This is a genomic window from Pseudonocardia sp. ICBG162 (assembly GCF_020496225.1).
Lineage (GTDB): Bacteria > Actinomycetota > Actinomycetes > Mycobacteriales > Pseudonocardiaceae > Pseudonocardia > Pseudonocardia alni.
The window spans coordinates 238,953-264,630 of record NZ_JAHLJD010000013.1 but is presented as its reverse complement, the minus strand read 5'-3'; the positions used below and the strand labels follow the sequence as shown (position 1 = coordinate 264,630).

25 protein-coding genes are annotated in these 25,678 nt (G+C 75.3%); 2 read left to right on the top strand and 23 right to left on the bottom strand.

What is annotated here, in order from left to right; translation table 11 throughout:
• Window positions 1–2: 2 nt before the first annotated feature.
• Both KPL60_RS04570 and KPL60_RS04565 read right to left on the bottom strand, forming a co-directional pair.
• A complete protein-coding gene (locus tag KPL60_RS04570; protein WP_226365002.1) occupies window positions 3–341 on the bottom strand; it encodes a P-II family nitrogen regulator in 339 nt (112 codons plus the stop codon).
• Window positions 338–1,657, bottom strand: a complete 1,320-nt coding sequence (locus KPL60_RS04565; RefSeq protein ID WP_374228650.1) for an ammonium transporter — start codon at window positions 1,655–1,657, stop codon at window positions 338–340. The genes KPL60_RS04570 and KPL60_RS04565 overlap by 4 nt, the downstream gene beginning before the upstream one ends.
• A gap of 319 nt (window positions 1,658–1,976) precedes the next feature.
• Between KPL60_RS04565 and KPL60_RS04560 the strand changes: the two genes are divergently transcribed.
• Complete coding sequence (locus KPL60_RS04560; RefSeq protein ID WP_226365001.1) at window positions 1,977–2,402, top strand: DoxX family protein; 426 nt, start codon at window positions 1,977–1,979, stop codon at window positions 2,400–2,402.
• Between the two features lie 78 nt (window positions 2,403–2,480).
• Here the strand turns inward: KPL60_RS04560 and KPL60_RS04555 are convergent, their stop codons facing one another.
• From KPL60_RS04555 to uvrC, 11 genes are all read right to left on the bottom strand, one after another.
• A complete protein-coding gene (locus KPL60_RS04555; RefSeq protein WP_226365000.1) occupies window positions 2,481–3,737 on the bottom strand; it encodes a TrpB-like pyridoxal phosphate-dependent enzyme in 1,257 nt (418 codons plus the stop codon).
• 61 nt (window positions 3,738–3,798) lie between these two features.
• Window positions 3,799–4,140 (bottom strand): RNA polymerase-binding protein RbpA, encoded by a 342-nt coding sequence (locus tag KPL60_RS04550; RefSeq protein WP_020627702.1) that lies wholly within the window; start codon window positions 4,138–4,140, stop codon window positions 3,799–3,801.
• Between the two features lie 28 nt (window positions 4,141–4,168).
• On the bottom strand, window positions 4,169–4,402 hold the full coding sequence (gene secG, locus KPL60_RS04545; protein WP_020627703.1) for a preprotein translocase subunit SecG: 234 nt from the start codon (window positions 4,400–4,402) through the stop codon (window positions 4,169–4,171).
• Window positions 4,403–4,512: 110 nt separating this feature from the next.
• Window positions 4,513–5,301 (bottom strand): triose-phosphate isomerase, encoded by a 789-nt coding sequence (gene tpiA / locus KPL60_RS04540; RefSeq protein WP_226364999.1) that lies wholly within the window; start codon window positions 5,299–5,301, stop codon window positions 4,513–4,515.
• A complete protein-coding gene (pgk, locus tag KPL60_RS04535; protein WP_226364998.1) occupies window positions 5,301–6,482 on the bottom strand; it encodes a phosphoglycerate kinase in 1,182 nt (393 codons plus the stop codon). The genes tpiA and pgk overlap by 1 nt, the downstream gene beginning before the upstream one ends.
• Window positions 6,479–7,492: a type I glyceraldehyde-3-phosphate dehydrogenase gene (gap, locus tag KPL60_RS04530; RefSeq protein WP_226357323.1), complete on the bottom strand. Its 1,014-nt coding sequence runs from the start codon at window positions 7,490–7,492 to the stop codon at window positions 6,479–6,481. The genes pgk and gap overlap by 4 nt, the downstream gene beginning before the upstream one ends.
• A 312-nt stretch (window positions 7,493–7,804) precedes the next feature.
• Entirely contained in the window at window positions 7,805–8,542 is a 738-nt protein-coding gene (locus KPL60_RS04525; protein WP_226357324.1) for a hypothetical protein, read from the bottom strand.
• 105 nt (window positions 8,543–8,647) lie between these two features.
• Window positions 8,648–9,643, bottom strand: coding sequence for a DNA-binding protein WhiA (whiA, locus tag KPL60_RS04520; protein ID WP_062395598.1), 996 nt, complete (start codon window positions 9,641–9,643; stop codon window positions 8,648–8,650).
• A complete protein-coding gene (gene yvcK, locus KPL60_RS04515) occupies window positions 9,634–10,665 on the bottom strand; it encodes a uridine diphosphate-N-acetylglucosamine-binding protein YvcK (protein WP_226357514.1) in 1,032 nt (343 codons plus the stop codon). Before yvcK ends, whiA begins: the two co-directional genes overlap by 10 nt.
• A gap of 29 nt (window positions 10,666–10,694) precedes the next feature.
• Window positions 10,695–11,594 (bottom strand): RNase adapter RapZ, encoded by a 900-nt coding sequence (gene rapZ, locus KPL60_RS04510; protein WP_208821208.1) that lies wholly within the window; start codon window positions 11,592–11,594, stop codon window positions 10,695–10,697.
• Window positions 11,591–13,570: an excinuclease ABC subunit UvrC gene (uvrC, locus tag KPL60_RS04505; RefSeq protein WP_226357326.1), complete on the bottom strand. Its 1,980-nt coding sequence runs from the start codon at window positions 13,568–13,570 to the stop codon at window positions 11,591–11,593. The genes rapZ and uvrC overlap by 4 nt, the downstream gene beginning before the upstream one ends.
• Before the next feature lie 190 nt (window positions 13,571–13,760).
• Here uvrC and KPL60_RS04500 point away from each other — a divergent pair, with 190 nt between their 5' ends.
• Window positions 13,761–14,561 carry a DUF2786 domain-containing protein gene (locus KPL60_RS04500; protein ID WP_308016651.1) on the top strand — a complete coding sequence of 267 codons (801 nt, stop codon included), beginning with the start codon at window positions 13,761–13,763 and terminating at the stop codon, window positions 14,559–14,561.
• Between the two features lie 7 nt (window positions 14,562–14,568).
• Here the strand turns inward: KPL60_RS04500 and KPL60_RS04495 are convergent, their stop codons facing one another.
• The 10 genes from KPL60_RS04495 to KPL60_RS04450 all read right to left on the bottom strand — a co-directional run bounded on the left by KPL60_RS04495 (window position 14,569) and on the right by KPL60_RS04450 (window position 25,630).
• Window positions 14,569–15,081, bottom strand: a complete 513-nt coding sequence (locus KPL60_RS04495; protein WP_374203892.1) for a PH domain-containing protein — start codon at window positions 15,079–15,081, stop codon at window positions 14,569–14,571.
• A 31-nt stretch (window positions 15,082–15,112) separates the two neighbouring features.
• Window positions 15,113–15,604: a 6,7-dimethyl-8-ribityllumazine synthase gene (ribH, locus tag KPL60_RS04490; protein ID WP_226364997.1), complete on the bottom strand. Its 492-nt coding sequence runs from the start codon at window positions 15,602–15,604 to the stop codon at window positions 15,113–15,115.
• Between the two features lie 70 nt (window positions 15,605–15,674).
• Window positions 15,675–16,943: a bifunctional 3,4-dihydroxy-2-butanone-4-phosphate synthase/GTP cyclohydrolase II gene (locus KPL60_RS04485; RefSeq protein ID WP_226357516.1), complete on the bottom strand. Its 1,269-nt coding sequence runs from the start codon at window positions 16,941–16,943 to the stop codon at window positions 15,675–15,677.
• Window positions 16,944–17,017: 74 nt separating this feature from the next.
• Window positions 17,018–17,650: a riboflavin synthase gene (locus KPL60_RS04480; RefSeq protein ID WP_226357327.1), complete on the bottom strand. Its 633-nt coding sequence runs from the start codon at window positions 17,648–17,650 to the stop codon at window positions 17,018–17,020.
• Between the two features lie 12 nt (window positions 17,651–17,662).
• Window positions 17,663–18,694 (bottom strand): bifunctional diaminohydroxyphosphoribosylaminopyrimidine deaminase/5-amino-6-(5-phosphoribosylamino)uracil reductase RibD, encoded by a 1,032-nt coding sequence (gene ribD / locus KPL60_RS04475; RefSeq protein WP_226366025.1) that lies wholly within the window; start codon window positions 18,692–18,694, stop codon window positions 17,663–17,665.
• A 79-nt stretch (window positions 18,695–18,773) separates the two neighbouring features.
• Window positions 18,774–19,460 carry a ribulose-phosphate 3-epimerase gene (rpe, locus tag KPL60_RS04470; protein WP_226357518.1) on the bottom strand — a complete coding sequence of 229 codons (687 nt, stop codon included), beginning with the start codon at window positions 19,458–19,460 and terminating at the stop codon, window positions 18,774–18,776.
• Window positions 19,461–19,537: 77 nt separating this feature from the next.
• A complete protein-coding gene (locus tag KPL60_RS04465) occupies window positions 19,538–20,884 on the bottom strand; it encodes an RsmB/NOP family class I SAM-dependent RNA methyltransferase (RefSeq protein ID WP_226366024.1) in 1,347 nt (448 codons plus the stop codon).
• A gap of 1,059 nt (window positions 20,885–21,943) precedes the next feature.
• Window positions 21,944–22,876 carry a methionyl-tRNA formyltransferase gene (gene fmt, locus KPL60_RS04460; protein WP_226364996.1) on the bottom strand — a complete coding sequence of 311 codons (933 nt, stop codon included), beginning with the start codon at window positions 22,874–22,876 and terminating at the stop codon, window positions 21,944–21,946.
• Window positions 22,873–23,421, bottom strand: coding sequence for a peptide deformylase (def, locus tag KPL60_RS04455; RefSeq protein WP_062403164.1), 549 nt, complete (start codon window positions 23,419–23,421; stop codon window positions 22,873–22,875). The genes fmt and def overlap by 4 nt, the downstream gene beginning before the upstream one ends.
• Before the next feature lie 103 nt (window positions 23,422–23,524).
• Window positions 23,525–25,630: a primosomal protein N' gene (locus tag KPL60_RS04450; RefSeq protein WP_226364995.1), complete on the bottom strand. Its 2,106-nt coding sequence runs from the start codon at window positions 25,628–25,630 to the stop codon at window positions 23,525–23,527.
• Between the last annotated feature and the right edge of the window lie 48 nt (window positions 25,631–25,678).

Below are 25,678 nucleotides of genomic sequence, written 5' to 3'. Positions count from 1 at the left end.
GCTCAGACGGCGTCGCTGCCGCGTTCGCCCGTGCGGACCCGCACGATGGTCTCGACCGGCTGCACCCAGATCTTGCCGTCGCCGATCTTGCCGGTGCGGGACGCCTCGACGATGGCGTCGACGACCTTGTCGGCGATCTCGTCGTCGACGACGGTCTCGATGCGCACCTTCGGCACGCAGTCCACCGAGTACTCCGCGCCGCGGTAGATCTCGGTGTGCCCCTTCTGCCTGCCGTGCCCGCGGACCTCCCCGACGGTCAGTCCGAGCACGGCGAGGTGTTCGAGCGCCCCGCGGACGTCCTCCAGCGCGAACGGCTTGACGATGGCGGTGACGAGCTTCATCGGGTCTCCCCCACGGGCTCGCGGGTGGCCGGCGTCGCGGGGCGGGAGGCCCCGGCGAGCGCGCGGGTGCCCAGCGACGAGAAGTCGTAGGCGGTCTCGGCGTGCTCGGTCTCGTCGATGCCGGTGGCCTCGTTCTCCTCGTCGATGCGGAACCCGATGGTCACCTTGATCAGGTAGCCGAGGACCAGCGCGACGACGAAGGAGTACAGCAGCACCGCGCCCGCGGCGAGCGCCTGGCGGCCCAGCTGGACCAGCCCGCCGCCGTAGAACAGGCCGTTGTCGCCGACGGCGGCGGAGTTGACGCTGTTGTCGCCGAAGAAGCCGATGAGCAGGGTGCCCACGATGCCGCCGACGAGGTGGACGCCGACGACGTCGAGGGAGTCGTCGAGGCCGAAGCGGAACTTCAGCCCGACGGCCAGCGCGCACACCGCACCGGCGATGAGCCCGATGGCCAGCGCCCCGACCGGCTGCACGAACCCGCAGGCCGGGGTGATCGCGACCAGCCCGGCGACGGCACCCGAGGCCGCACCGAGGGTGGTGGGGTGGCCGTCGCGGAACTGCTCCACGAGCAGCCACCCGATCAGCGCGGTGGCGGTGGCGAGCATGGTGTTGGTGAACGCCGTGGCGGCGAGGTCGCCGGCGGCGAGCGCGGAACCGGCGTTGAAGCCGAACCAGCCGAACCACAGCAGCGCCATGCCCAGCAGCACGAAGGGCAGGTTGTGCGGGCGCATCGGCTCGCGCGGCCAGCCGCGCCGCTTGCCGAGCACGATCGCCAGCGCGAGCGCCGCGGCACCGGCGTTGATGTGCACCGCGGTGCCACCGGCGAAGTCCTCGGCCTTGAGGGTGTTGGCGATCCAGCCGCCGACGTTGTCCGGGCCGGTGAAGCCGTCGAAGGCGAACACCCAGTGCGCGACCGGGAAGTAGACGATGCTCACCCACAGCACGACGAACGCGGTCCAGCCCCAGAACTTCGTGCGGTCCGCGACGGCGCCGGAGATCAGCGCCGGGGTGATGACCGCGAACATGAGCTGGAACATCACGAACGCCAGCGCGGGCAGGGCGTCGGGGCCCGGCCACGGGGCCGAGTCGCTGCCGACGCCGACCATCGCGCCGACGGTGTTCGCCAGCCCGGCGAACTCCCCGCCGCCGATCAGGCCGCCGCCCACGTCGTTGCCGAAGGCCCAGCTGTAGCAGTACAGCGCCCACAGGACGCTGACCACGGCCAGGCAGATGGTGCTCATCATCAGCATGTTGAGCACGGACTTGCTGCGGGTCATCCCGCCGTAGAAGAACGCCAGTCCCGGCGTCATCAACATCACCAGCGCGGCGCTGACCAGCACCCACGCGGTGTCTCCCGCATTCACGCCCACGCGTGCCCTCCGTTGGTCTCGTCCCGACCCCGGCACAGATGTTTCGCGGGCGGTGTTTCACGGAGAGACGGTGCGCGGTTTCCTGTGGGTGTCGGGTCCGGGCATCCGGCACGCCCCGCGCAGACGCCGCCGACGCGACACACGACGCAGCCGGGACCGACGGTCCGAACCCGGACCGGGCGCACCGATGAGTTCCGGCGACGGCCCCGGTCTCCTCTGCAACGGCGGCCCCGGCCCGGGACCGCGAGCACCGAGGGAGCCCGCCATGACCACCACCGCCCGTACCGGGACCGCGTCCACCACCTCCGCCACCCGTCGCCCGCGGGCCGCCACCGTCGGCCTGTGGGTGCTGCAGGTGCTGCTGGCGGGGGTCTTCGTGATGGCGGCGCTGCCGAAGGTGAACGCCGACCCGGTCGCGGTCGCCGGGTTCGACCTGCTGGGCCTGGGGACCGTCGGCATGGTCGTGGTCGGCTGGCTGGAGCTGGCCGGCGCGGTCGCCCTGCTGGTCCCGCGGCTGTGCGGGCTCGCCGCCGTCTGCCAGGTCGCGCTGACGGTCGGGGCCACCGCGGTCACCGTGGTGCTGATGCCCGCGATGGTCGCGTTCCCGGCGCTGACCCTGGTGGCGGTGTGCGTGGTCGCGTGGGCCCGCCGCCGCGACACCGCGGCCCTGCTGCGCGGCCTGCGCCGCTGACCGCCCGCACGGCGACGGCCCGTCCCCCTGGTCCGGGGGACGGGCCGTCGTGGTGCGGGCGGAGCTCAGCCGATCCCGTCAGCCCATCTCGTCGAGCCGGCCGTTCGTGTAGTCGTCGTAGGCGGCGAGGTCGAGGAAGCCGTGACCGCAGTAGTTGAACAGGATCACCTTCTCCTCCCCGGTCTCCTTCGCGGCGAGCGCCTCGTCGATGGTGGCGGCGATGGCGTGCCCGCACTCCGGCGCCGGGATCTTGCCCTCGGTGCGCGCGAACTGGATGGCGGCCTCGAACACCTTCCCCTGCGGGTAGGCGACGGCCTCCATCCGCTCGTCCTTGACCAGCGAGGACACCAGCGGCGAGTCACCGTGGTAGCGCAGCCCGCCGGCGTGGATCGACGGCGGCACGAAGTCGTGGCCCAGGGTGTACATCGGCATCAGCGGGGTGAGGCCCGCGGTGTCGCCGAAGTCGTAGTCGTAGCGGCCCTGGGTCAGCGTCGGGCACGACAGCGGCTCGACGGCGAGCAGCCGCACGCCGGAGTCCGGCACGAACGGGAAGGCGATCCCGCCCAGGTTGGAGCCACCACCGCACGGCGCGATGACGACGTCGGGCAGCCGCTCCCCCGCCAGCGCGAGCTGTTCCTTCGCCTCCAGACCGATCATGGTCTGGTGCAGCAGCACGTGGTTGAGCACCGAGCCGAGCGCGTAGTGGGTGTCGGAGCGGCCGACGCAGTCGCGGACCGCGTCGGAGATGGCCGAGCCCAGCGAGCCGGGGTGGTCGGGCTCGTCGACGGGCGACGGCACGACCTCGCCGCCCCAGGTCTCGATCGCGATCCGCCGGTAGGGCTTCTGCCCGTAGGACGCCCGCACCATGTAGACCTTCAGGTCCAGGTCGAACTGGGCCGCGGCGAACGACAGCGCGGTCCCCCACTGGCCGGCTCCGGTCTCGGTGGTGAGCCGGGTGGTGCCCTCCCGGGCGTTGTAGAACGCCTGGGCCACGGCCGTGTTGGTCTTGTGGCTGCCCGAGGGCGAGATGGACTCGTCCTTGAAGTAGATCCGCGCCGGGGTGCCCAGGGCCTTCTCCAGCCGGGTCGCGCGGACCAGCGGCGTGGGCCGCCACAGCCTCAGGATGTCGAGGACCTCACCGGGGACGTCGATCCACGGCTCGGCGCTGACCTCCTGCTCGATCAGGGCGGTCGGGAACAGCGGCGCCAGGTCCTCGGGGACGACCGGCTCGCGGGTCCCGGGGTGCAGGGGCGGCTGCGGCGGGGTCGGCAGGTGCGGCACGACGTTGAACCATGCCGAGGGGATCCGGTCCGGGGGCAGCGTCCAGCGGCTCATGACCACCGAATCTAACCCGGACGTGCGCCCGGTCACGACCCGGGCGCGCCGTGGGACCGGTTCAGAGCTCCCGGGAGGCCCGCAGCCGGCCGAGTGCCTCCTCGAGGATGGCCTCGCCGTCGGCGTCGCTGCGCCGCTCCTTCACGTACGCCAGGTGCGTCTTGTACGGCTCGGTGCGGGGCGCGGCGGGCGGGTTCTCCGCGTCGCGTCCGCCCGGCAGCCCGCAGCGCGGGCAGTCCCAGGTCTCGGGGACCTCGGCCTCCGCGGCGAACCAGGTGTTGTTGACGTGCCCGTTCGCGCAGTAGAACGGGATGCGCTCGCGCGGGGCGGTCTCGCCCCGCTCGTTCTCACCCATCGGTCCCGCACCGACCCGGGTACCGCGGATCGCGTTGCCGCCTGCCATGTCCCGCTCCCTCTCGTCCGTCCGACCGTCAGCCGGTGGCCAGCAGCAGGCCGTTGCCGACCACCGCGATGAGCCAGATGAGGCCGACGAAGACCGTGTAGCGAGCGATGTTGCGGTCCGCCGCCGCCGAGCCGGACAGGCTCGACTGCACGCCGCCACCGAAGAGACTGGTCAGACCACCACCCTTGCTGCGCTGCAGCAGGACCATCGCGATCAGCAGGAGGCTGGTCACGATCAGGATGATCTGGAGGGTCAGGATCACGTGCGCTTCCCCATCAGTGGTCGCTCGCCGGAGTGGCCGAGAATACTCCAGCGGCCCCGGCCCCCTCTGACAGGGGACCGGGGCCGCGGGAACGGTACGGAGCGGGCCGCCTACGGCAGCGGACCACCCGCGGCGATCGCCGACAGCTTGGCGAACTCCTCGGCGTCCAGGCTGGCGCCGCCGACGAGTGCGCCGTCGACGTCGGTCTGGGCCACGATCTCGCCCACGTTCGACGACTTCACCGAGCCGCCGTAGAGGACGCGGACCGTCCCGGCGACCTCGTCGGAGTACAGCTCGGCCAGCGTCGCGCGCAGCGCGGCACAGACCTCCTGCGCGTCGGCCGGGCCCGCCACCTTGCCGGTGCCGATCGCCCAGACCGGCTCGTAGGCGAGCACGAGACCGGCCGCCTGCTCGGCGGTGACGCCCTTCAGCGCCCCGCGCAGCTGGTCGGTGCAGTGCTGCACGTGGGTGCCCGCCTCGCGGACGTCCAGGCCCTCGCCGACGCACAGGATCGGGGTGATCCCGTGCCTGAGCGCGGCGAGCACCTTGGCGTTGACGACCGCGTCGTCCTCGCCGTGGATCTCGCGGCGCTCCGAGTGCCCGACGGCGACGTAGGTGCAGCCCAGCTTGGCCAGCATGACGCCCGACACGTCACCGGTGTAGGCACCGGAGTCGTGCGGGGACAGGTCCTGGGCGCCGTGGACGAGGCGCAGCTTGTCGCCGTCGATCAGCGTCTGCACGCTGCGGATGTCGGTGAACGGCGGCAGGACGGCCACCTCGACCTTGTCGAGGTACCGGTCGGGCAGGGCGAAGGCGAGCTTCTGCACCACCGCGATGGCCTCGAGGTGGTTGAGGTTCATCTTCCAGTTGCCCGCGATGAGGGGCTTGCGGGTGGCCATCAGGCGTCCTCCTCCAGCACGGCGACGCCCGGCAGGGTCGCGCCCTCCAGGAACTCCAGGGACGCGCCGCCCCCGGTGGAGATGTGGGAGAACGCGTCCTCGGCGATGCCGAGCGCCCGGACCGCGGCGGCGGAGTCCCCGCCGCCGACGACGGAGAAGGCGTCGCCGTCGGCGATCGCCTGCGCGACACCGCGGGTGCCCTCGGCGAACGGCGCCAGCTCGAACACGCCCATCGGGCCGTTCCAGAAGATCGTCTTCGCGTCGGCGATGCGGGCCGCGAACTCCCGCACCGAGTCGGGCCCGATGTCGAGGCCCATCCAGCCGTCGTCGATCCCGTCCACCGGCACGGTCCTCGTGGTCGCGTCCGCGGAGAACGCGTCGGCGACGACGACGTCGGTCGGGAGGACGATCTTGCCGGACTCCAGGAGCGTCCGGCAGGTGTCGACCTGGTCGGACTCCAGCAGCGAGGAGCCGACGCCGTGGCCCTGCGCGGCGAGGAACGTGAAGCACATCCCGCCGCCGACGAGCAGCGTGTCGACCTTCGGCAGCAGCGCCTCGATCACGGCCAGCTTGTCCGAGACCTTGGAGCCGCCGAGCACGACCGCGTACGGCCGCTCCGGCGAGCCGGTGAGCGTGCGGAGCACCTCGACCTCGGACAGGACGAGCCCGCCGGCGTAGGCGTCGAGCCGCTGCGCGACGTCGTAGACCGACGCCTGCTCGCGGTGCACCACGCCGAACCCGTCGGAGACGAACGCCGCGTCGTCGCCGACCAGGGCGACGAGCTCGTCGGCGAACGCGCCGCGCTCGGCGTCGTCCTTGCTGGTCTCGCGGGCGTCGAACCGGATGTTGTCCAGCATCACGACGTCACCGGCGGCCATCGACGGCAGCGGCTTGCCGAGCTCGACCAGGCGCACCGGGGCGCCGAGCAGCTCGCCGAGCCGCTGCGCGACCGGGGCGAGCGAGAACTTCTCGTCGGGCCCGTTCTTCGGACGGCCGAGGTGCGCGGTGACGACGACCTGGGCGCCGCCCTCGTAGAGGGCGTTGATCGTCGGCACGGACGCGCGGATGCGGCCGTCGTCGGTGATGTTCCGGTCGTCGTCGAGGGGAACGTTCAGATCGGAGCGGACCAGCACGGTCCGGCCCTGTACGCCCTCGGCGACGAGGTCGTCGAGGGTCCTCACAGCTTCGACGCCACCAGACCGGTGATGTCGACGAGGCGGTTGGAGTAGCCCCACTCGTTGTCGTACCAGCCGACGATCTTGACCTGGTTGCCGATGACCTTGGTCAGGCCCGAGTCGTAGATGCACGAGTGCGGGTCGGTCACGATGTCGGAGGAGACGATCGGGTCCTCGGTGTACTTCAGGACGCCCTTGAGCGGGCCCTCGGCGGCGGCCTTCATCGCGGCGTTGATCTCCGCGGCGGTGACCTCCTTGCGGACCTCGACGGTCAGGTCGGTGGCCGAGCCGGTGGGGATCGGCACCCGCAGCGCGTAGCCGTCGAGCTTGCCCTTGAGGTGCGGCATGACCAGCGAGATCGCCTTCGCCGCACCGGTGGAGGTGGGGACGATGTTCAGGGCGGCGGCGCGGGCGCGGCGCAGGTCCTTGTGCGGGCCGTCCTGCAGGTTCTGGTCCTGGGTGTAGGCGTGGATCGTGGTCATCAGACCCTTCTCGATCCCGGCCAGGTCGTCGAGCACCTTCGCCATCGGCGCGAGGCAGTTGGTGGTGCAGGACGCGTTCGAGACGATGGTCTGCGAACCGTCGTAGTCGCCGTCGTTGACGCCCTTGACGATGGTGATGTCCTCGTCGGTCGCCGGCGCGGAGATGACGACCTTCTTGGCGCCGCCGTCGAGGTGCTTGGCCGCGGCCTCGCGCTTGGTGAAGATGCCGGTCGACTCGACGACGACGTCGACGCCCAGGTCCTTCCAGGGCAGCTCGGCGGGGTCGCGGACGGCCAGGCCCTTGAAGCCCTTGCCGTCGACGACGATCTCGTCGCCGGAGGTGGAGACCTCGTAGGGCAGGCGCCCGAGGATCGAGTCGTACTTCAGCAGGTGCGCGAGCGTCGCGTTGTCGGTGATGTCGTTCACCGCGACGATCTCGATGTCCGTGGTGCCGGCGGCGCGCTGGGCGTCCACCGCCCGCCAGAAGTTCCGGCCGATGCGGCCGAAGCCGTTGACTCCTACGCGGACCGTCACAGATGCCTCCAGGGCTCGTCGTGCCTGTCGTCTTCTCCCCCGGCCCGCCGGGTCCCGGCGGTGGGGTGTGGCAGGTCGATCGCGGGTCGGCACCCGGGTGGGCGCCGGCGCGTGCCGTGCTCGGCAGCCACCCTATCGGCGCATCGGCCGTCGCGACCCCCGTAGGGCCCGTGACCTGCGCCGCGCTCGGGGATCGGGCGCGGTCGGGCCGCTCCGGACGGTCCCCGGTGTGGGGACGGACCGGTACCGGCCGGTATCCGGACACGCGACGGCCCCGTGCCCGGGCGGGTCACGGGGCCGTCGCGGGCGTGCTCAGGCCAGGCGGAGCAGGCGGCGCCAGCCCGGACGGGTGTCGGGGACGTCGGCGGCGGCGCGCTCGTCGTCGGAGAAGCCCTCGACCGGCTCGTGCGGACGCCCGTCGCGGGCGCGGGTCACGAACGCCGAGGCCGCGGACAGCGCGGCGGTCACGCCGGTCGCACCCGGACCCGCGGTGATGGTGGCGGTGACCGGCACGCCGAAGCGCTCGGCCCCGTCGCCCGCGGGCCGCTCGGCGACGGCGACGGCGGCGTCCCCGCCCTCGCCCCGGTTCTCCCCGGACGCGGCCGCCCGGGCACCCGCGGCGGCCGGGATCGTGCCGGTGGTCACGTCGACCAGCACGAACTCCCAGGCGTAGGTGCTCTGCTGGTGGACGATCCGCTCGCGGACCGCGGAGGTGTCGCCGACCGCGCCCTCCCCGACGAGCAGGACGACGACCCGCTCGGGGCGGTCGGCCTCGTCGCGGGCGGCGAGCTCGTCGCCGACGGCGCCGAGCAGCCGGGCCGCGCCGCCGCGCAGGTCCGGGCCGCCCAGCGGGCGCAGCTTCGCGGGCAGTGCGGTGCGGGCCTCGGCGGCACCGACCGGGACGGCGGGCGGGTGCGTGCCGTCGGGCAGCGAGCGGGTGAGGTCGTCCCCGGTGGCGACGACGACCTGCAGGTGACCGTCGTGGGCGTCCTGCTCGGCGAGCAGGTCCGCCAGACCGGAGCGCAGTGCGGGCAGGAGCGGCCGCAGCATGCTGGATCGATCGAGATGAACGGCGAGGAGGGTGGAGCCCGGGATCGTCACGGCGGCATCATGCCCGACGCCCCGCACCCCCCTCGTGACGGGGTGTGACCGCGGTCAGCGCCCGCCGCCCTCCTCCTCCAGCATCTCGGCGGTGACGGCGGACTCGGTGTCGGGGATGCCGAGCTCGGCGGCCTTCTTGTCCGCGGTCTGGAGCAGCCGCCGGATCCGGCCGGCCACCGCGTCCTTGGTCATCGGCGGGTCGGCCAGCTGGCCCAGCTCCTCCAGCGACGCCTGGGTGTGCTCGGCCCGCAGCCGCCCGGCGGCCTGCAGGTGCTCGGGCACCTCGTCGCCGAGGATCTCCAGGGCGCGGCTGACCCGGGCCGCCGCGGCGACCGCGGCCCGCGCCGAGCGGCGCAGGTTGGCGTCGTCGAAGTTCGCGAGCCGGTTCGCCGTCGCCCGGACCTCGCGGCGCATCCGCCGCTCCTCCCAGGACAGGACGCTCTGGTGGGCGCCCATCCGGGTCAGCAGCGCGCCGATCGCGTCACCGTCGCGGACGACGACCCGGTCGGCACCGCGGACCTCGCGGGCCTTCGCCGCGACGCCCAGCCTGCGTGCCGCGCCGACCAGGGCCAGCGCGGCCTCGGGGCCGGGGCAGGTGACCTCCAGGGCGGAGCTGCGGCCCGGCTCGGTGAGCGACCCGTGCGCGAGGAACGCGCCGCGCCAGGCGGCCTCGGCGTCGGACAGGTCACCGGAGACGACGGGCGGCGGCAGCCCGCGCACCGGACGGCCGCGGTTGTCGAGCAGCCCGGTCTGGCGGGCGAGTCCCTCGCCGTCGCGGATCACCCGGATCACGTAGCGGGCGCTGCGGCGCAGCCCACCCGCGGTGATCACGTGCGCGTCGGCGGTGTGGCCGTAGAGCTCGTGGATCTCGCGGCGCAGCCTGCGGGCGACCGAGCCGGTGTCGACCTCGGCCTCGATCACCACCCGGCCGCCCACGATGTGCAGGCCGCCTGCGAAGCGGAGCAACGAGGCGACCTCCGCGCGCCGCGACGACTGCTTGGTGACGGTGAGCCGGCTCAGCTCGTCCTTCACCGTGGCGGTCATGGCCATCGGGAGCTCCTTCCGCGCTGCGGGCTGTCGTGCTGCGGGCTGTCGTGCGTGCCGTTCTCCGTCGGGACCCGGCCGGGGGTCAGAGCGCCGAACACGTCGGCGAGTGCCCCGGCCAGTGCGTCCGGGTCGTGCCGCGGGGTCGCCGCCCGGGCGTCGGCGACCGCGGCCGGCCACACCCGTCCGCCGGGGACCAGCAGGTCGGCGGCGGCCGCGTCCAGCCGGTCCGGCAGGCTCACCGACCCGGCGTCGGCCAGGACGGCGTGCACCCGCAGACCGGGAGCGTGCCCGGACAGTACTTCAAGGTGCTGTTCGGGGGAGAAACCGGCGGTCTCCCCCGGCTCGGGGGCCAGGTTGAGCAGCACGACCCGGGCCGCCGGGGTCTCCAGCAGCGCGTCGCGCAGCCCGGGCACGAGCAGGTGCGGGAGCACGCTGGTGAACCACGAGCCGGGTCCGAGGAGCACGACGTCGGCGTCGCGCACCGCGCGGACGGCCTCGTCGCAGGCGGGTGGGTCGGCGGGCCGCAGCCAGACCCGGCGCACCCGGCCCGGGGTGGAGGCGACGGCGACCTGGCCGCGGATCAGGTGGGCGCCGTCGACGCCGTCCAGCGCGACCTCCGCCTCGATGTCCAGCGGCACCCGGGCCATCGGCAGGACCCGTCCGGCGCAGCCCATCAGCTCGCCGACCGTCGCCAGCGCGCGCACGGGGTCGCCGTCGCGTTCCAGCAGCCCGGCGAGCAGCAGGTTGCCCACCGCGTGCCCGGCCAGGGCGCCGGTCCCGCCGAAGCGGTGCTGGACCAGCCCGGACCAGAAGCGGCCCCGCTCGTCGTCGCCGGCCAGCGCCGCGAGGGCCATCCGCAGGTCGCCGGGCGGGAGCAGGCCGAGCTCGCGGCGCAGCCGCCCCGAGGAGCCGCCGTCGTCGGCGACGGTGACCACGGCGGTGATGTCGGTGACCGGCGGGCAGCGGCGCAGTGCGGTCAGCGTGGCGTGCAGGCCGTGCCCACCGCCGAGCGCGACCACCCGCAGTCCCCCGGTGCGCTCGGGTGGGCGTGGGCTCACTCGCGCCCCATGTCGCGGTGCTCGACGTTGACCTGGATGCCCTCGCGGTCGGCGAGCCGGCGCCCGATCTCCTCCGAGATCGCCACCGAGCGGTGCTTGCCGCCGGTGCAGCCGACGGCCACGGTCAGGTACCGCTTGCCCTCGCGCCGGTACCCGGCGCCGACGAGGTCGAGCAGCTCCAGGTAGCGGTCGACGAACTCCTCCGCGCCCTCCTGGGACAGCACGTAGTCGCTGACCTCCCGGTCGCGGCCGGTGAACGGGCGCAGCTCGGGGATCCAGTGCGGGTTGGGCAGGAACCGCACGTCGACGACGAGGTCGGAGTCCAGCGGCAGCCCGTACTTGTAGCCGAACGACAGCACCGTCACCCGGGTCGCGGCGTGCGCGCTCTCCTGGGCGAACGAGCCCTCGATCCGGGTGCGCAGGTCGTGCACCGACAGGTTCGAGGTGTCGACGACGAGGTCGGCGTCCTCGCGCAGCGGCCGCAGCACCTCGCGCTCGGCGTTGAGGCCGTCGGTGATGCGCCCGGCGCCCTGCAGCGGGTGCGAGCGGCGGTTCTGCTCGAAGCGGCGCACCAGCACCGCGTCGGAGGCCTCCAGGAACAGCAGCTTGGGCCGGTAGCCGCGACCGTCGAGGTCCTTGATGACGGCACCGAGGTCGTCGGTGAACGCGCGGGAGCGCACGTCCATCACCACCGCGATCCGGGCCACCTCGCCCCGGGCCCGCGACCCCAGCTCGACCATCGTGGCGATGAGCTCGGGCGGCAGGTTGTCCACCACGAACCAGCCCAGGTCCTCCAGGACCTTCGCCGCGGTGCTGCGCCCGGCCCCGGACAGGCCGCTGACCACCGCGACCTCGATCCCCGGGCCCGCGGTCACCTCGCCGTTGTCGTCGGTCATGCCTTCTCCCCCTCGGTTCCGGCGTGCAGGGCCGCGACCACGGACTCGGCGGTCCGGCGACCGAAGCCGGGCACACCGGCGATCTCGTCGACGTCGGCGGCGCGCAGCTTGCGCACCGACCCGAAGTGCTTGAGCAGCGCCTGCTTGCGGGCCGGGCCGAGCCCGGGCACCCCGTCGAGAGCGGACGCCGTCATGCCCTGCGAACGACGCTGGCGGTGATAGGTGATGGCGAACCGGTGCGCCTCGTCCCGGATCCGCTGCAGCAGGTAGAGCCCCTCGCTGGTCCGGGACAGGATCACCGGGTCGGTGTCGTGGGGCAGCCAGACCTCCTCGAGGCGCTTGGCGAGCCCGCACACCGCGACGTCGGTGATCCCCAGCCCGGCCAGCTCCGCGGCCGCCGCGTCGACCTGCGGCTTCGCACCGTCGACGACGAGCAGGTTCGGGGGGTAGGCGAACTTCTTGGGCCGCCCGGTCTCGGGGTCGATCCCGGTGCGCACGGTGTCGCCCGGCGCGACCTCCCCGGAGCCCTCGGTGGGGGCCGGCTCGTCGGCCGTCTCGGCCAGGTAGCGGCGGAACCGGCGCCGCACCACCTCGGCGATCGAGGCGACGTCGCCCTCCTGTGCCGCGTCGCGGATCTCGAAGCGGCGGTACTCGGACTTGCGGGGCAGCCCGTCCTCGAAGACCACCAGCGACGCGACCACGTTCGTGCCCTGCACGTGGCTGATGTCGATGCACTCGATGCGCAGCGGCGCCTGGTCGAGCTCCAGGTTCTCCTGGATCTCCTGCAGCGCGGCCGACCGGGCGGTGAGGTCCCCGGCGCGGCGCAGCTTGTGCTGGGCGAACGCCTCCTTCGCGTTCCGCGCGACGGTCGCGGCGAGGTCCCGCTTGTCGCCGCGCTGCGGCACCCGGATCCCGACCCTGGAGCCGCGCAGCCCGGTCAGCCAGCGCTCCAGCGCGGGCGTGTCGGAGGGCAGCACCGGGACCAGGATCTCCTTGGGCACCGGCTGCGCCGCGTCGTCGGCGGCGCCGGCGAGGGCGTGCTGCTCGCCGTAGAACTGGGAGACGAACCGCTCGACGAGCTGCTCGGTGTCGGTGGGCTCGACCTTGTCGATCACCCAGCCGCGCTGGCCGCGGACCCGGCCGCCGCGGACGTGGAAGACCTGGACCGCGGCCTCCAGCTCGTCCTCGGCGAAGGCGACGACGTCGGCGTCGGTGCCGTCACCCAGCACGACGGCCTGCTTCTCCAGGGCGCGGCGCAGGGCGCCGAGGTCGTCGCGCATCCGGGCCGCGCGCTCGAACTCCAGGTTCTCCGACGCCTCGGCCATGTCGCGTTCGAGCTGGCGGACCATCCGGTCGGTGCGCCCGGACAGGAAGTCGGAGAAGTTCTCGACGATGTCGCGGTGCTCGTCGGCGCTGACCGTGCCCACGCAGGGGGCGGAGCACTTGTCGATGTAGCCGAGCAGGCAGGGCCGCCCGATCTGGCCGTGCCGCTTGAACACCCCCGTCGAGCAGGTGCGCGCGGGGAAGACCCGCAGCAGCAGGTCGAGGGTCTCGCGGATGGCCCAGGCGTGGGCGTACGGGCCGAAGTAGCGCACGCCCTTGCGGCGCGGGCCGCGGTAGACGTGCAGCCGCGGGTACTCCTCGTGCATCGTCACGGCGAGCACGGGATAGCTCTTGTCGTCGCGGTAGCGGACGTTGAACCGCGGGTCGTACTCCTTGATCCAGTTGTACTCGAGCTGGAGGGCCTCGACCTCGGTCCCGACGACCGTCCACTCCACCTTCGCCGCGGTGGTGACCATCTGCCGGGTGCGCGGGTGGAGGCCGGACAGGTCGGCGAAGTAGGAGTTCAGCCGCTGCCGCAGGCTCTTGGCCTTGCCGACGTAGATCACCCGGCCACGGGGGTCGGAGAAGCGGTACACCCCGGGCGACTCCGGGATCGTCCCGGTCGCCGGACGGTAGGTGCTGGGGTCGGCCATGGTGACTCCCAGGGTAGTTGCGGGCACCGACGGTCCCGGTCCGGCCCCGGCCTCGGCGCGGGCCCCGGACGAGGTGTAGGGACGCGTGTCGGCCGGGGACCTCGCGCGGCGCCGCCGGAACTGTCGGTAGGGTCCGGTACACCTCGCCCTCGAACACGAGTTCGACCATACCGAGCCCGAGGAGACCGCCGTGAGCACCGCGCAGGAGACCGGCCCCCGCACCGACATCGGCACCGCGCCGGGTGAGCAGGTGCCCGGGGCCCGGCTGGACCGGATCCGCAAGCTGCTGGCGAAGGCGGAGCGGGCCGGCACCCCGGACGAGGCCGAGATCTACACCGACAAGGCGTTCGCGCTGATGGCGCGGCACGGGATCGACGAGGCGCTGCTGGCGGCGGCGCCCGGCGCCGGGCCGTCGCGGGCCGACCCGATCGGCCGGAGCCGGATCACCGTCGACAACCCCTACAGCGGGGCGAAGGCCCGGCTGCTGGGGTGGACGGCGTCGGCGCTGCGCTGCCGGTGGGTGATGCACGACCAGCGGGGCGGCTCGGTCGCCGCGGTGACCGTGTTCGGGTTCGCCTCGGACCGGGAGCGGGTGGAGCTGCTCTACACCTCGCTGCTGCTGCAGGCCACGGCCGCGCTGGCCGCGGTCCGCCCGCCGGACCCGGGCGAGTCGGTGGCGGCCTACCGGCGGTCCTGGATCTACGGCTTCGCGGGCCGGGTGTACGAGCGGCTGTGCGAGGCCGAGCGCTCCGCGCTGGGCGAGACCGAGGCCGAGACCGGGCGGGCGGCGGCCTCGACCGAGCTGGTGCTGGCCGACCGCGGCGCCGAGGTCGACCGCGCCTACGACGCCGAGTTCGGCCGGCTGCGCCGCGCCCGCCGCCCGCAGGTGTCGGGCAGCGGCTTCCGGCACGGGGCCGCCGCGGCCGACCGGGCCGACCTGGGCGGCCCGCGCCTGGACGGCCGGGCCGGGGCGCCGGGCATCGGCGCCTGAGCCGGGGTCACTCCCCCAGGACGGCGGTGCGGTGCAGGGTGCGCAGGGTGCGGACGTGGCGCACGGCCAGCCCGCGGTCGACGGCCTGCACGGCGAGCACCGACTGGTACTCGTCGTCGGGCAGCTCCAGGCGGGCCGAGGCGGCGCCGTCGGGGAACGAGACGCCGTGCACGTCGGCCCAGTCGTACCACCGGGCGGTGATGACGTTGCGGACCTCGATGCCGTGGCTGTCGGCGCGCACCCGGGGGCGGGCCATGAGCAGCAGCCCGCCGGCGACGAACGCCCCGATGACCATCATCGCGACCTGGTCGGCCGGCTGGAAGATCACCCCGGTGTCCTCGGCGGGCATGAAGTAGGCCGCGATGAGGAAGAACACCATCACGCCGGCGGCGCTGAGCCAGGCGGTCCAGCGGATGACCCGCGGGCGCAGGGTCACCGCGTCCGGTCCGGGCCCGGTCCGGGTCCGGGCCACCGGGGCGGCAGGGGCGGGGGTGGTGGAGTCGGTCGGCTGCTCGGTCACTGGAGTCTCCCTGTGCTGACCCGGGTCGGGGTCACGGGCGGGTCGGGGCATCGGCGCGCAGGTCGCGCAGCGCCAGCGCCGATTCGAGTGCGGCGATGCAGGCCTCGGCACCCTTGTCCTCGGCCGCGCCCGGCGCGCCGGAGCGGTCGATCGCCTGGTCCACCGTGTCGGTGGTGAGCACGCCGTTGCCGACCGGGGTCGACTCGTCGAGCGCCACGCGGGTGAGGCCCGCGGTGACGGCGTCGCAGACGTACTCGAAGTGCGGGGTGCCGCCGCGGACGACGACACCGAGCGCGACGACGGCGTCGTGGCCGCGGGCGAGCTCCTGGGCGACGACCGGCAGCTCGACGGTGCCGGGCACCCGCACGACGGTGGGCTCGGCACCGGCCTCGCGGGCCGCGGCGACGGCCCGTTCCAGCAGCCGGTCCACGATCTCGGCGTGCCAGCGGGCCGCCACCACCCCGACCCGCAGTCCGCTCGCGTCCAGCTGCGTGGCCCCGGAGGGCCGGCCCTCACCGCTCATGGGCCGATTCTCGCCTCTCGGCCCGCGCGCCGCGCCACGGGGTCTCCCGGTGCACGGCGCACGGCCGGGGTCAGAGCGCCGGGTCGGCGACCTCGCCGAGATCGGGCAGGTCGTGGCCCATCCGGTCGCGCTTGGTCCGCAGGTAGCGCAGGTTCTGCGGGGTGGCGCGCACCGGCATCGGCTCGCGGCCGACGACGCGCAGCCCGTAGCCCTCCAGCCCGGCGCGCTTGTCCGGGTTGTTGGTGAGCAGCCGCATCGACTTCACGCCGAGGTCGGCGAGGATCTGGGCGCCGATGCCGTAGTCCCGGGCGTCGGCGGGCAGCCCCATCGCGAGGTTGGCGTCGACGGTGTCGGCGCCGGCCTCCTGGAGCTGGTAGGCCTGCAGCTTGTGCAGCAGGCCGATCCCCCGGCCCTCGTGACCGCGCATGTAGAGCACGACGCCGCGGCCCTCCTTGGCGACGGCCTCCAGGGCCGCGTCGAGCTGGGGGCCGCAGTCGCAGCGCAGCGAGCCGAGGACGTCGCCGGTGAGGCACTCGGAGTGCACCCGGACGAGCACGTTCTCGCCGTCGTCGGCGGGGGTCGCGATGTCGCCCATCACCATGGCGATGTGCTCGGTGCCGTCGAGGGTGCAGTCGTAGCCGTGGGCGAGGAAGTCACCGTGGCCGGTGGGGATCCGCGCGGTCGCGACCCGCTCGACGTGCTTCTCGTAGCGGCGCCGGTAGGCGATGAGGTCGGCGATGGTGATCAGGGTGAGGTCGTGGTCGGCGGCGAACACGCCGAGCTCCTCGCCGCGGGCCATCTCGCCGGTGTTCTTCTCCGAGACGATCTCGCAGAGCGCGCCCGCGGCGGGCAGGCCCGCCATCCGGGCGAGGTCGACCGCGGCCTCGGTGTGCCCGGGGCGGCGCAGCACGCCGCCCTCGCGGGCCTGCAGCGGCACGACGTGGCCGGGCCGGACCAGGTCGTGCCGGTCGGTCTCCGGGTCGGCCAGCGTGCGGATCGTGTGCGCGCGGTCCTGGGCGGAGATGCCGGTGGTGACGCCCTCCTTCGCGTCCACGGTGACCGTGTACGCGGTGCGGAAGGAGTCCCGGTTGGTGTGGTGCATCGGCGGCAGGTCGAGCCGCTCGCACGCCTCACCGGTGATGGCCACGCAGACGTAGCCGGAGGTGTAGCGGACGGTGAACGCCAGCAGCTCCGCGGTCGCCTTCGACGCCGCGAAGATGAGGTCGCCCTCGTTCTCGCGGTCCTCGTCGTCCATCACGACGACCGGCTTGCCCTCGGCGATGTCGGCGATGGCCTTCTCGATCTGGGCGAAGCGCTCGGCCCGCTCCGAGGGCGACATCGCGGTGTGCGGGGCGTCCGGCAGCTTGCCCGACCCCTGGCCTGCCGGCGTGACCGGCGACTCCCACGGCTCGCTCACCGGGCGACCCCTTCCTGTCCGGACCCGGGCCCCTGCAGGTACCCCGCGGTCATGCGTTCCACGTACTTGGCGATCACGTCGACCTCCAGGTTGACCGGATCACCCGGGGCGCGCGACCCCAGGGTGGTCTCGGCCAGGGTCGTCGGGATCAGCGCCACCCCGAACCCGTCCGGGTACACGGTGGCGACGGTCAGCGAGACCCCGTCGACGGCGACGGAGCCCTTCTCGACGACGTAGCGGGCCAGCTCGGCGGGCAGCGAGAAGCGGACCTCGTCGCTGCGCTCGCCGGGGGTGCGGGACACGACGGTGCCGACGCCGTCGACGTGGCCCTGCACGATGTGGCCGTCGAGCCGGCCACCGGCGGGCACCGCGCGCTCCAGGTTGACCCCGGACCCGGCGCCGACGGCGCCGAGCGAGGTCCGCTTCAGCGTCTCGGGAACCAGCTCGAGGGTCAGGGTGGCCGCGCCCGGCCCGGTGACGACGGCGGTGAGGCAACAGCCGTTCACCGCGACCGACTCCCCGTGCCCGACCTCGGCGGCCAGGGCCGCGCGCACGGTCAGCACGACGACGTCGTCGTCGGTGCGGACGTCGACGACCTCGCCGACCTCCTCCACGATCCCGGTGAACATCGCCCGTCCCTCCTACTGCGGCACGTCCGGCCCGGTCGGGCCGGGTGCCGGTCGTGCGTCGATGACCACGTCGTCGCCGGCGCGGTGGATCTCGTCCACGTGCAACCGCACGATGTCGGCGATCGTTACCACGCCCGCGTCGCCGAGGGCGTGCGGTCCCGCGCCGAGCAGGGCCGGGGCCAGGTGCACGAGCACCCGGTCGACGAGTCCTGCGGCGACGAACGCACCGGCGAGGGTCGGTCCGCCCTCGAGGAGCACGTCCACCACGGTCCGGTGGCTGAGCTCGGCGAGCACCTCCCCCGGATCGCGGGTGCGGAGGTGGAGCACGTCGGCGGTGCCGGCTTCGTCGGTCCGGGCCAGCCGGGCGCCGGGCGGGACGTCGCGGTGTCCCACCACCACCCGCAGGGGCTGGCGGTCGAACAGGGTGCCGTCGGGCCGGCGGGCGGTCAGCGCCGGGTCGTCGGTCAGGACGGTACCCGTGCCCGCAACGATCGCGTCCATCCTGCGGCGCAGGTCATGCACCGTGCCGCGCGCGGCCGGGCCGGTGATCCAGCGGCTGGTGCCGTCGGCGGCGGCCACCCGGCCGTCGAGCGTGGTGGCGACCTTCCAGGTCACGTGGGGGCGGCCGGTGCGCGTGCGGTGCAGCCAGCCGCGCAGCGGACCGAGGGCCACCTCGTCGGCGAGCGTGCCGAGCGTCACATCCACACCGGCGGCACGGAGCCGGTCCAGCCCGCCCGCCGCGACCGGGTTGGGGTCGGCGACGGCGGCGTGCACCCGGGCGATCCCGGCCTCGAGGAGGCCGTCCACGCACGGCGGGGTGCGGCCGGTGTGGTTGCAGGGCTCCAGGGTCACCACGGCGGTCCCGCCCGCGGCGCGGTCCCCCGCCTCCGCGAGCGCGGCGCGTTCGGCGTGCGGACCGCCGGGCGGTGCGGTGGCACCGGTGCCGACGACGACGCCGTCGCGGTCGAGGACCACGCAGCCGACGGCCGGGTTGGGGCTGGTCGTGCCGTGGACGCGGGCGGACGCGGCGAGGGCGCGGCGCATGGCGGCGGCCGTGCGCTCGTCGGTGCCGGTCGGGCGGTCCACTCCGGTGTGCTCCGTCGCTCGGTCGTCCGCGGCGGGCTCAGTCGGCCCAGCGGTGCGGGTTCGCCCGGCGGACGCTGTCCCGCAGCGCGGCGACGGCGCGGCCCGGGTCGTCGGCGCCGTAGACGGCGGACCCGGCGACGAAGCAGTCGACGCCGGCCTCGGCCGCCTGGTCGATGGTGTCGGCGTTGATGCCGCCGTCGATCTCGACGAGGACCGTGAGGTGCCCGGTGTCGACCAGGTTGCGGACGGTGCGGACCTTGTCGAGGACCTCGGGGATGAAGCTCTGCCCGCCGAAGCCGGGCTCGACGCTCATCACGAGCAGCGTGTCGTAGTGGCGGAGCACCTCGACCCACGGGTCGAGCGGGGTGCCGGGCTTGATCGACAGCCCGGCGAGGGACCCGGCGGCGCGCAGGTTCTTCGCGAGCATCACCGGGTCGTGGGCGGCCTCGGCGTGCACGGTGACGTTGCGGGCGCCCGCCTCGGCGTAGCCCGGGGCCCAGCGGTCCGGGTCCTCGATCATCAGGTGGCAGTCGAGCGGGATGTCGGTGGCGGCGCGCAGGCTCTGCACCACCGGCAGGCCGAGCGTCAGGTTCGGCACGAAGTGCGCGTCCATGACGTCGACGTGCAGCCAGTCCGCGCCGTTCCCGGTCCCGTCGCCGCCCACGGCGGCGGCCTCCTCGCCGAGTCGGGCGAAGTCGGCCGAGAGGATGCTGGGCGCGATCATCGGGTGCACGCGGAGGAGGTTACTGGCCGCTCGCCGGCGGCCCCGCACCCGTGGGCGAGGCCGCCGTCACACCGCGGTCACTCCTCGAGCGGGCGGCGCAGCAGCGCCAGGAACATCGCATCGGTGCCGTGCACGTGCGGCCACAGCTGGACGGTCGGCCCGTCCCCGAGGCCGGGGACCTCGCCGGGCAGCGAGGCGCGCGCGTCGAGCTGTTCGACGGCACCGGCCGGACCGGGGCGTCCCTCGCGGCCGACGATCCGGCCGACGACGCCGACGGTCTCCGACACGTGCGGCGAGCAGGTGACGTAGGCGACGACGCCGCCGGGGCGGACGTGACGCAGCGCGGCGACGAGCAGCTCGCGCTGCAGCCGGGTCAGCGTCGCGATGTCCTCGGGGCGGCGCCGCCAGCGGGCCTCGGGGCGGCGGCGCAGCGCGCCCAGCCCGGTGCAGGGCGCGTCGACGAGCACCCGGTCGTAGCCGCCGTCGGGCAGCGGGGCCTCCCGGCCGTCGGCGACGTGCACGGTGACCGGCAGCTCCGCGACGGACCGGCGCACGAGGTCGGCGCGGTGCTCGCTGGACTCGACCGCGTCGAGCGTCCCGCCCCGGGCGGCGACGAGCCCACCCAGCAGCGACGCCTTGCCGCCCGGCCCGGCGCACAGGTCGAGCCAGCGGCCGGTGTCCTCGCCCAGCAGCTCGGCGCGGGCGAGCGCGGCAGCGACGAGCTGGCTGCCCTCGTCCTGGACGATCGCGAGCCCCTCGGCGACGGCGTCGAGCTCGCCGACGTCGCCGCTGCCCGGTTCCAGGTGCACCCCGTAGGGCGAGTACGGCGCCTGCTCGCCGCCGGTGGCCAGGGCCAGCTCCTCGGCGGTGATCTCACCGGGCCGGGCGAGCAGGTGCACGCGGGGCCGGGTGTCGTCGGCGGCGAGGGCGGCGGTCAGCTCCTCGCCGGTGCCGCCGAGCGCGTCGGCGAAGGCCTGCGCGATCCAGCGCGGGTGGGCGTGGCGCAGCGCGGCGTCGCCGACCGGGTCCTCGGCGGGGTCGGGGGCGAGGCGGTCGAGCCACTCGGCCTCGGTGTGCTCGCCGATGCGGCGCAGCACCGCGTTGACGAACCCGGCCGACTGCGAACCATGATCGGACCGGACCAGCTCGACGCAGGTGGTCACGGCCGCGTGGTCGGGCACCCGGGTGCGCAGCAGCTGGTAGGCGCCCAGGCGCAGCGCGTCGAGCAGCGCGTGCTCGATCTTGGCCAGCGGGCGGTCGGTGCAGGCGTCGATGATCGTGTCGAGCAGGCCCTGGGCGCGCAGGGTGCCGTAGCCGAGCTCGGTGGCCAGGCCGGCGTCGCGGTCGCGCAGCCGGTGGCGGCGCAGGATGCCGGGCAGCGCGAGGTTGGCGTAGGCGTCGCGCTCGCGGACGGCGGTCAGCAGCTCGTAGGCCGCCTGCCGGGCGGGGTCGACGGCCGGGGGCCTGCCGGGGCCGCTGCGGCCGCGGGGCGGGCCGGAGTTGCGGGGGCCGGAGGTGCGTTCGCGGCGGGGGCCGCGGTCGCCGCCCCGGTCCCCACGGTCGTCGCGGCCGCCGCGGCGGTCGTCGCCGCGGTCGGGGCGGGGACGGTCGCCCTGCGGGCGGTCACCGCCGGGACGGTCGCTGCGGGGACGGTCGCTGCGGGCGCGGTCGCCCTGAGGACGATCGCTCTGGGGACGGTCACCGCGGGGCCGGTCGCTGCGGGGGCGGTCGTCGCGGGGCCGGTCGCTGCGGGGGCGGTCGTCGCGGTCGTACCGCGGACGGTCGCCGGCGGGGCGGTCACCGCGGGGGCGGTCGTCGCGGGGGCGGTCGTCGCGGGGGCGGTCGTCGCGGGGGCGGTCGTCACGGCGGTCGGGGCGGGGCCGGTCGCCACGGGCACGGTCGCCGCGCGGGCGGTCGTCACGAGAGCGGTCGTCACGGGAGCGGTCCCCGCCGCGGGCGCGGTCGTCGCCCCGCGGCCGGTCGTCGCGGCCCCGGAACGGGCGGTCGCCGCGGGGACGGTCGTCGCGCGACCGGTCCCCGCCGTCGCGCGGGCGGGCCACGTCGCCGCCGGAGCGGGAGTGGCTGGGCCGGTCGGAGTCGCGCCACCCACCGCCACGGCGCTCACCGGAGCCGCCCGAGCCGGAGCCGGAGCCGCCGCGCCGGTCGCCGGGCCCCGGGCCGCCGCCCCAGCCGGACCCGGTGCGCGGGCCGCGGTCGTCGCGCGACCGGTCCCCGCGGGCCCGGTCACCACCCGACCTGTCGCCACCGCGGTGCCGGTCGTCGCCGGCACGCCGCTCGGGGCGGTCGGACCGGTCGGGCCGGTCGCGGTCGGGTCGGGGGTCCTGCTCGCTCACGTGGTCTCCTCGGCGGGGTCCGCCGTGGCCGGGGGCCGGCCGTCGTCCGGGATGTCGGAAGGTCCGGGATGTCGGAAGTCGGTGTGGTGTCGGGAGGTCGGTGCGCCGGACCGGGGCGGGTGGCGGCGGTCAGCCCAGGTACTCGACGCCGTCGATCCGGGCGCCGCGGGCCCAGTCCGGCGCGGGCATGAACCGCTTGCCCTTCGGCTTCACCTCGCCCAGCTCGACCGGGACGGTCGCGGTCCCGGCCAGCACCCGGCGCCGCTCGACCCGCAGCTCCCCCGGCGCGAGCTCGACCTCGCCGGTGCGCAACGGGCGGACCGGGCCGAGCCCGAGGCGGTCGTCGCGGAACCCGCACCACGCGCCGGGCTCGGGGGTGACCGAGCGGATCAGCCGTTCCAGCGCGGCGGCCGGGGTGGTGAAGTCGGCGCGGGCGTCGGCGGTCGTGACCTTCGGCGCGAGCGAGACCCCCTCGGCGGGCTGCGGGACGGCGGTCAGCGTGCCGTCGGCGATGCCGTCCAGGGTCGCGGCGAGCAGCCGGGCACCGGACTCGGCGAGCCTGCCCAGCAGGTCGCCCGCGGTGTCGGTCGCGCCGACGGTCTCGGTGACCAGGCCGTAGGTGGGCCCGGTGTCCATGCCCTCCTCGAGCCGGAACGTGGTGGCGCCGGTGACGTCGTCGCCGTGCCGGATCGCGGACTGCACCGGGGCCGCGCCGCGCCAGGCGGGCAGCAGCGAGAAGTGCAGGTTGACCCAGCCGTGGACGGGCACGTCCAGCACCGGGCGGGGCAGCAGCGCCCCGTAGGCGACGACCGGGGCGCAGTCCGGGGCGAGCGCGCGCAGCGTGTCGAGGAACTCCGGGTCCGACGGCTTCGCGGGGGTCAGCACCGGGATCCCCGCCGCGTCGGCGAGCTCGCCGACCGGGGAGCGGGTGAGCCTGCGGCCGCGCCCGGCGGGGGCGTCCGGGCGGGTCAGCACCGCGACGACCTCGTGGCCGGGGTGCTCCAGCAGCGCCCGCAGCGACGGCACCGCCGGGTCGGGGGTGCCGGCGAACAGCAGCCTCATCGAGCCTTGCCGAACATGGGGTGCGGGCTCGCCTTGACCACCGGCTCGGGCTCGCCGAACCAGGCGGCCTCCCGGATCTCGCGCATCGCGAGCTTGCGGGTCTCGGCGTCGAGCCGGTCGACGAACAGCACGCCGTCGAGGTGGTCGGTCTCGTGCTGGATGGCCCGCGCCAGCAGCTCGGAGCCCTCGACCACCTGCGGCTCGCCGTGCATGTCCCAGCCCCGCGCGACGACGTGCAGCTTGCGCCGGCAGTCCCAGCCGAGCCCGGGGATGGACAGGCAGCCCTCCATGCCGAACTGCTCGTCCTCGCCGACGGCCTCCCAGGTCGGGTTGACCAGGTGCCCGGAGAAACCGTCGCAGTCGTAGACGAACACCCGCTTGCCGACGCCGATCTGCGGCGCGGCCAGGCCAGCGCCGCCCTCGTCGTGCATGGTGTCGGTCAGGTCGCTGACGAGCTTGCGCAGCTCCGCGTCGAAGTCGGTGACCTCGGTGGCGCGGGTGCGCAGGACCGGGTCGCCGAACAGCCGGACGGGCTGGATGGGCACGGGCTTCCCCTCACGGCGGACGAGTGCGGTGATCAGCGCTCCATTGTGCCACTGCGACACCGCCGCTCCCGTCCGGTGTCACGCCGGTGACGCGGCGCACCGCTCAGTCGATCTCGTCGGGGTCGAGCCGGACCCGGACGGTCTCGGGGGCCTTGCGGGCGGTGCGCAGGGCCTGCGCGTCGTGCAGGGCGCGGGCCAGGTCGCGCCCGGCGCGGCGCGGGACCCGCAGCAGCGCGCGCTCGCGGACCTCGTCGACGGCGCCGTGACCGGCCCCGGGCCGGTCCGGCGGGTCGATCTCGACCGGTCCGAGCAGCTCCACCCCCTCGGGCGGGGACGGGTCGACGCGCCCGGCGCCGAGCACCGCGTCGCAGATCTCGGCGACGGCGGCGGGCGGCCCCTCCACCGAGGCCATCCGGATCGCGGGCGGGAACCCCACCTCGGCGCGTTCGGCGAGCTCGGCCTCGGCGTGCCCGGCCGGGTCCCACCGCACCAGCGCCTGCACCGTCGGCACCGACGCCTCGGCGACGACGACGACCCGTCCGCCGTCGGTGTGCGGCACGACCCCGGCGGCCGCGGCGAACCAGCGGCGCAGCGTCTCCTCGGCGACGCGCAGGTCGGGCCGGGCGAGCATCGCCCAGCCGTCGAGCAGCAGCGCGGCGCCGTAGCCCGCCCCGCCGCCGCCGTCGACGACCGGCTCCGCCCCCGGGGTGGCGACGACCAGCGCGGGCCCGGCCGGGACGGTGTCGAGGACCTCGGCGCCCCCGCCGGAGGTCCGCACGGTGACGCCGGGGAACGCGCGGCCGAGCTCCTCGGCGGTGCGACCGGCGCCGACCACCCCGGCCCGCAGCCGTCGCGACCCGCAGTGCCCGCAGCGGAACGCCGGCTCGGCGCGGCCGCACCAGCGGCAGGCGGGCAGCGCACCCTCCGACCCCGCGCCGGAGCGCGGCAGGCCCAGCGGCCCCGCGCAGTGCCGGCAGCGGGCGGCGTCGCGGCAGGACGCGCACGCCAGGAACGGCAGGTATCCCGACCGCGGCACCTGCACCAGCACCGGGCGCCCGGCGGTCAGCGCGGCGCGGGCGGCCTCGAACGCGACGCCCGGGACGCGGGCCGCGCGGGCGGCCGGGTCACGCACGAGCTGGGTGTCGGTCTCCCCGATCGCGGTGACCCGCGGCATCCGGGCGCGCACCCCGGCACGGTCGGCCGCGATGGGACTCGCCCAGCGGGTCTCGACGAGCACCTGCGCCTCGGCGGTCCGGGCGAACCCCGCGAGCAGCAGCGCGGCGCCCTCGCGGTGTGCGCGCAGCACCAGCACGTCGCGGACCTGCGGGTAGGGGGCGCGGGGCTCGGAGTGGGAGTCGTCGCCGTCGTCCCACACGGCCAGCAGGCCGAGCTCGCCGAGCGGTGCGAACGCCGCGGACCGGGTGCCGACGACGACCCGCACGCTCCCCCGCCGCACCGCCAGCCAGCGCCGGTAGCGTTCGGCGGGCCCGAGCTCCGCGGTCAGGGCCACCACGCCGTCCTCGCCGAGCAGTGCCGCACAGGCCGCGTGCAGCCGGGCGACGTCGCGCTGGTCGGGCACGACGAGCAGCGCCGAGCGTCCCGCAGCCCGGGTGGCGACGGCGGCCTCGGCCAGCCGGGCCGCCCACTCCTCCCCCGGCAGCGCCTGCCAGACGGCGTGTGCGGCGCGCCCGCCCGCCAGCGCGTCGAGGAACGCCCCGCCGCGCGGGTAGGCCTCCCAGCCGGCGCGGTCCACCGGGGCCGGGCCGGTCGTGTCGCGCTCGCGCGGGGTCTCGGACTCGACGCGGGCGTGCCGGGCGGGCACCGCGAGCCGCAGGACGTCGGCCATCACCCCGGCGTAGCGGTCGGCGACGGCCCGGGCCAGCCCGGCCACCTCGGCGGTGAGCACCGGTTCTGGCGAGACGACCTTGTCGACCCAGGCGAGCTTCCCGGCGTGGGCGGTGTCGTCGGAGCGTTCCAGCAGGAAGCCGTCGACCAGCCGGCCGGCGAAGCGCACCCGCACCCGCACGCCGGGGACGGCGGCGTCGTCGAGGTGGGTCGGGACGCGGTAGTCGAAGGTCCGGTCCAGGTGCGGCAGCGCGACGTCGACCAGCACCCGCGCGACCGGACGGGCCGGAGCGGGCTGCCACTGCCCCCGGTCGCGCCCCGGGCGGCGGGCGCGGGCCGCCGGGGCCGTACGCGGAGAGCTCACGCCGAGGGTCTACCACGCGGCACCGACGACCCCCGGAGACGCCCGTGG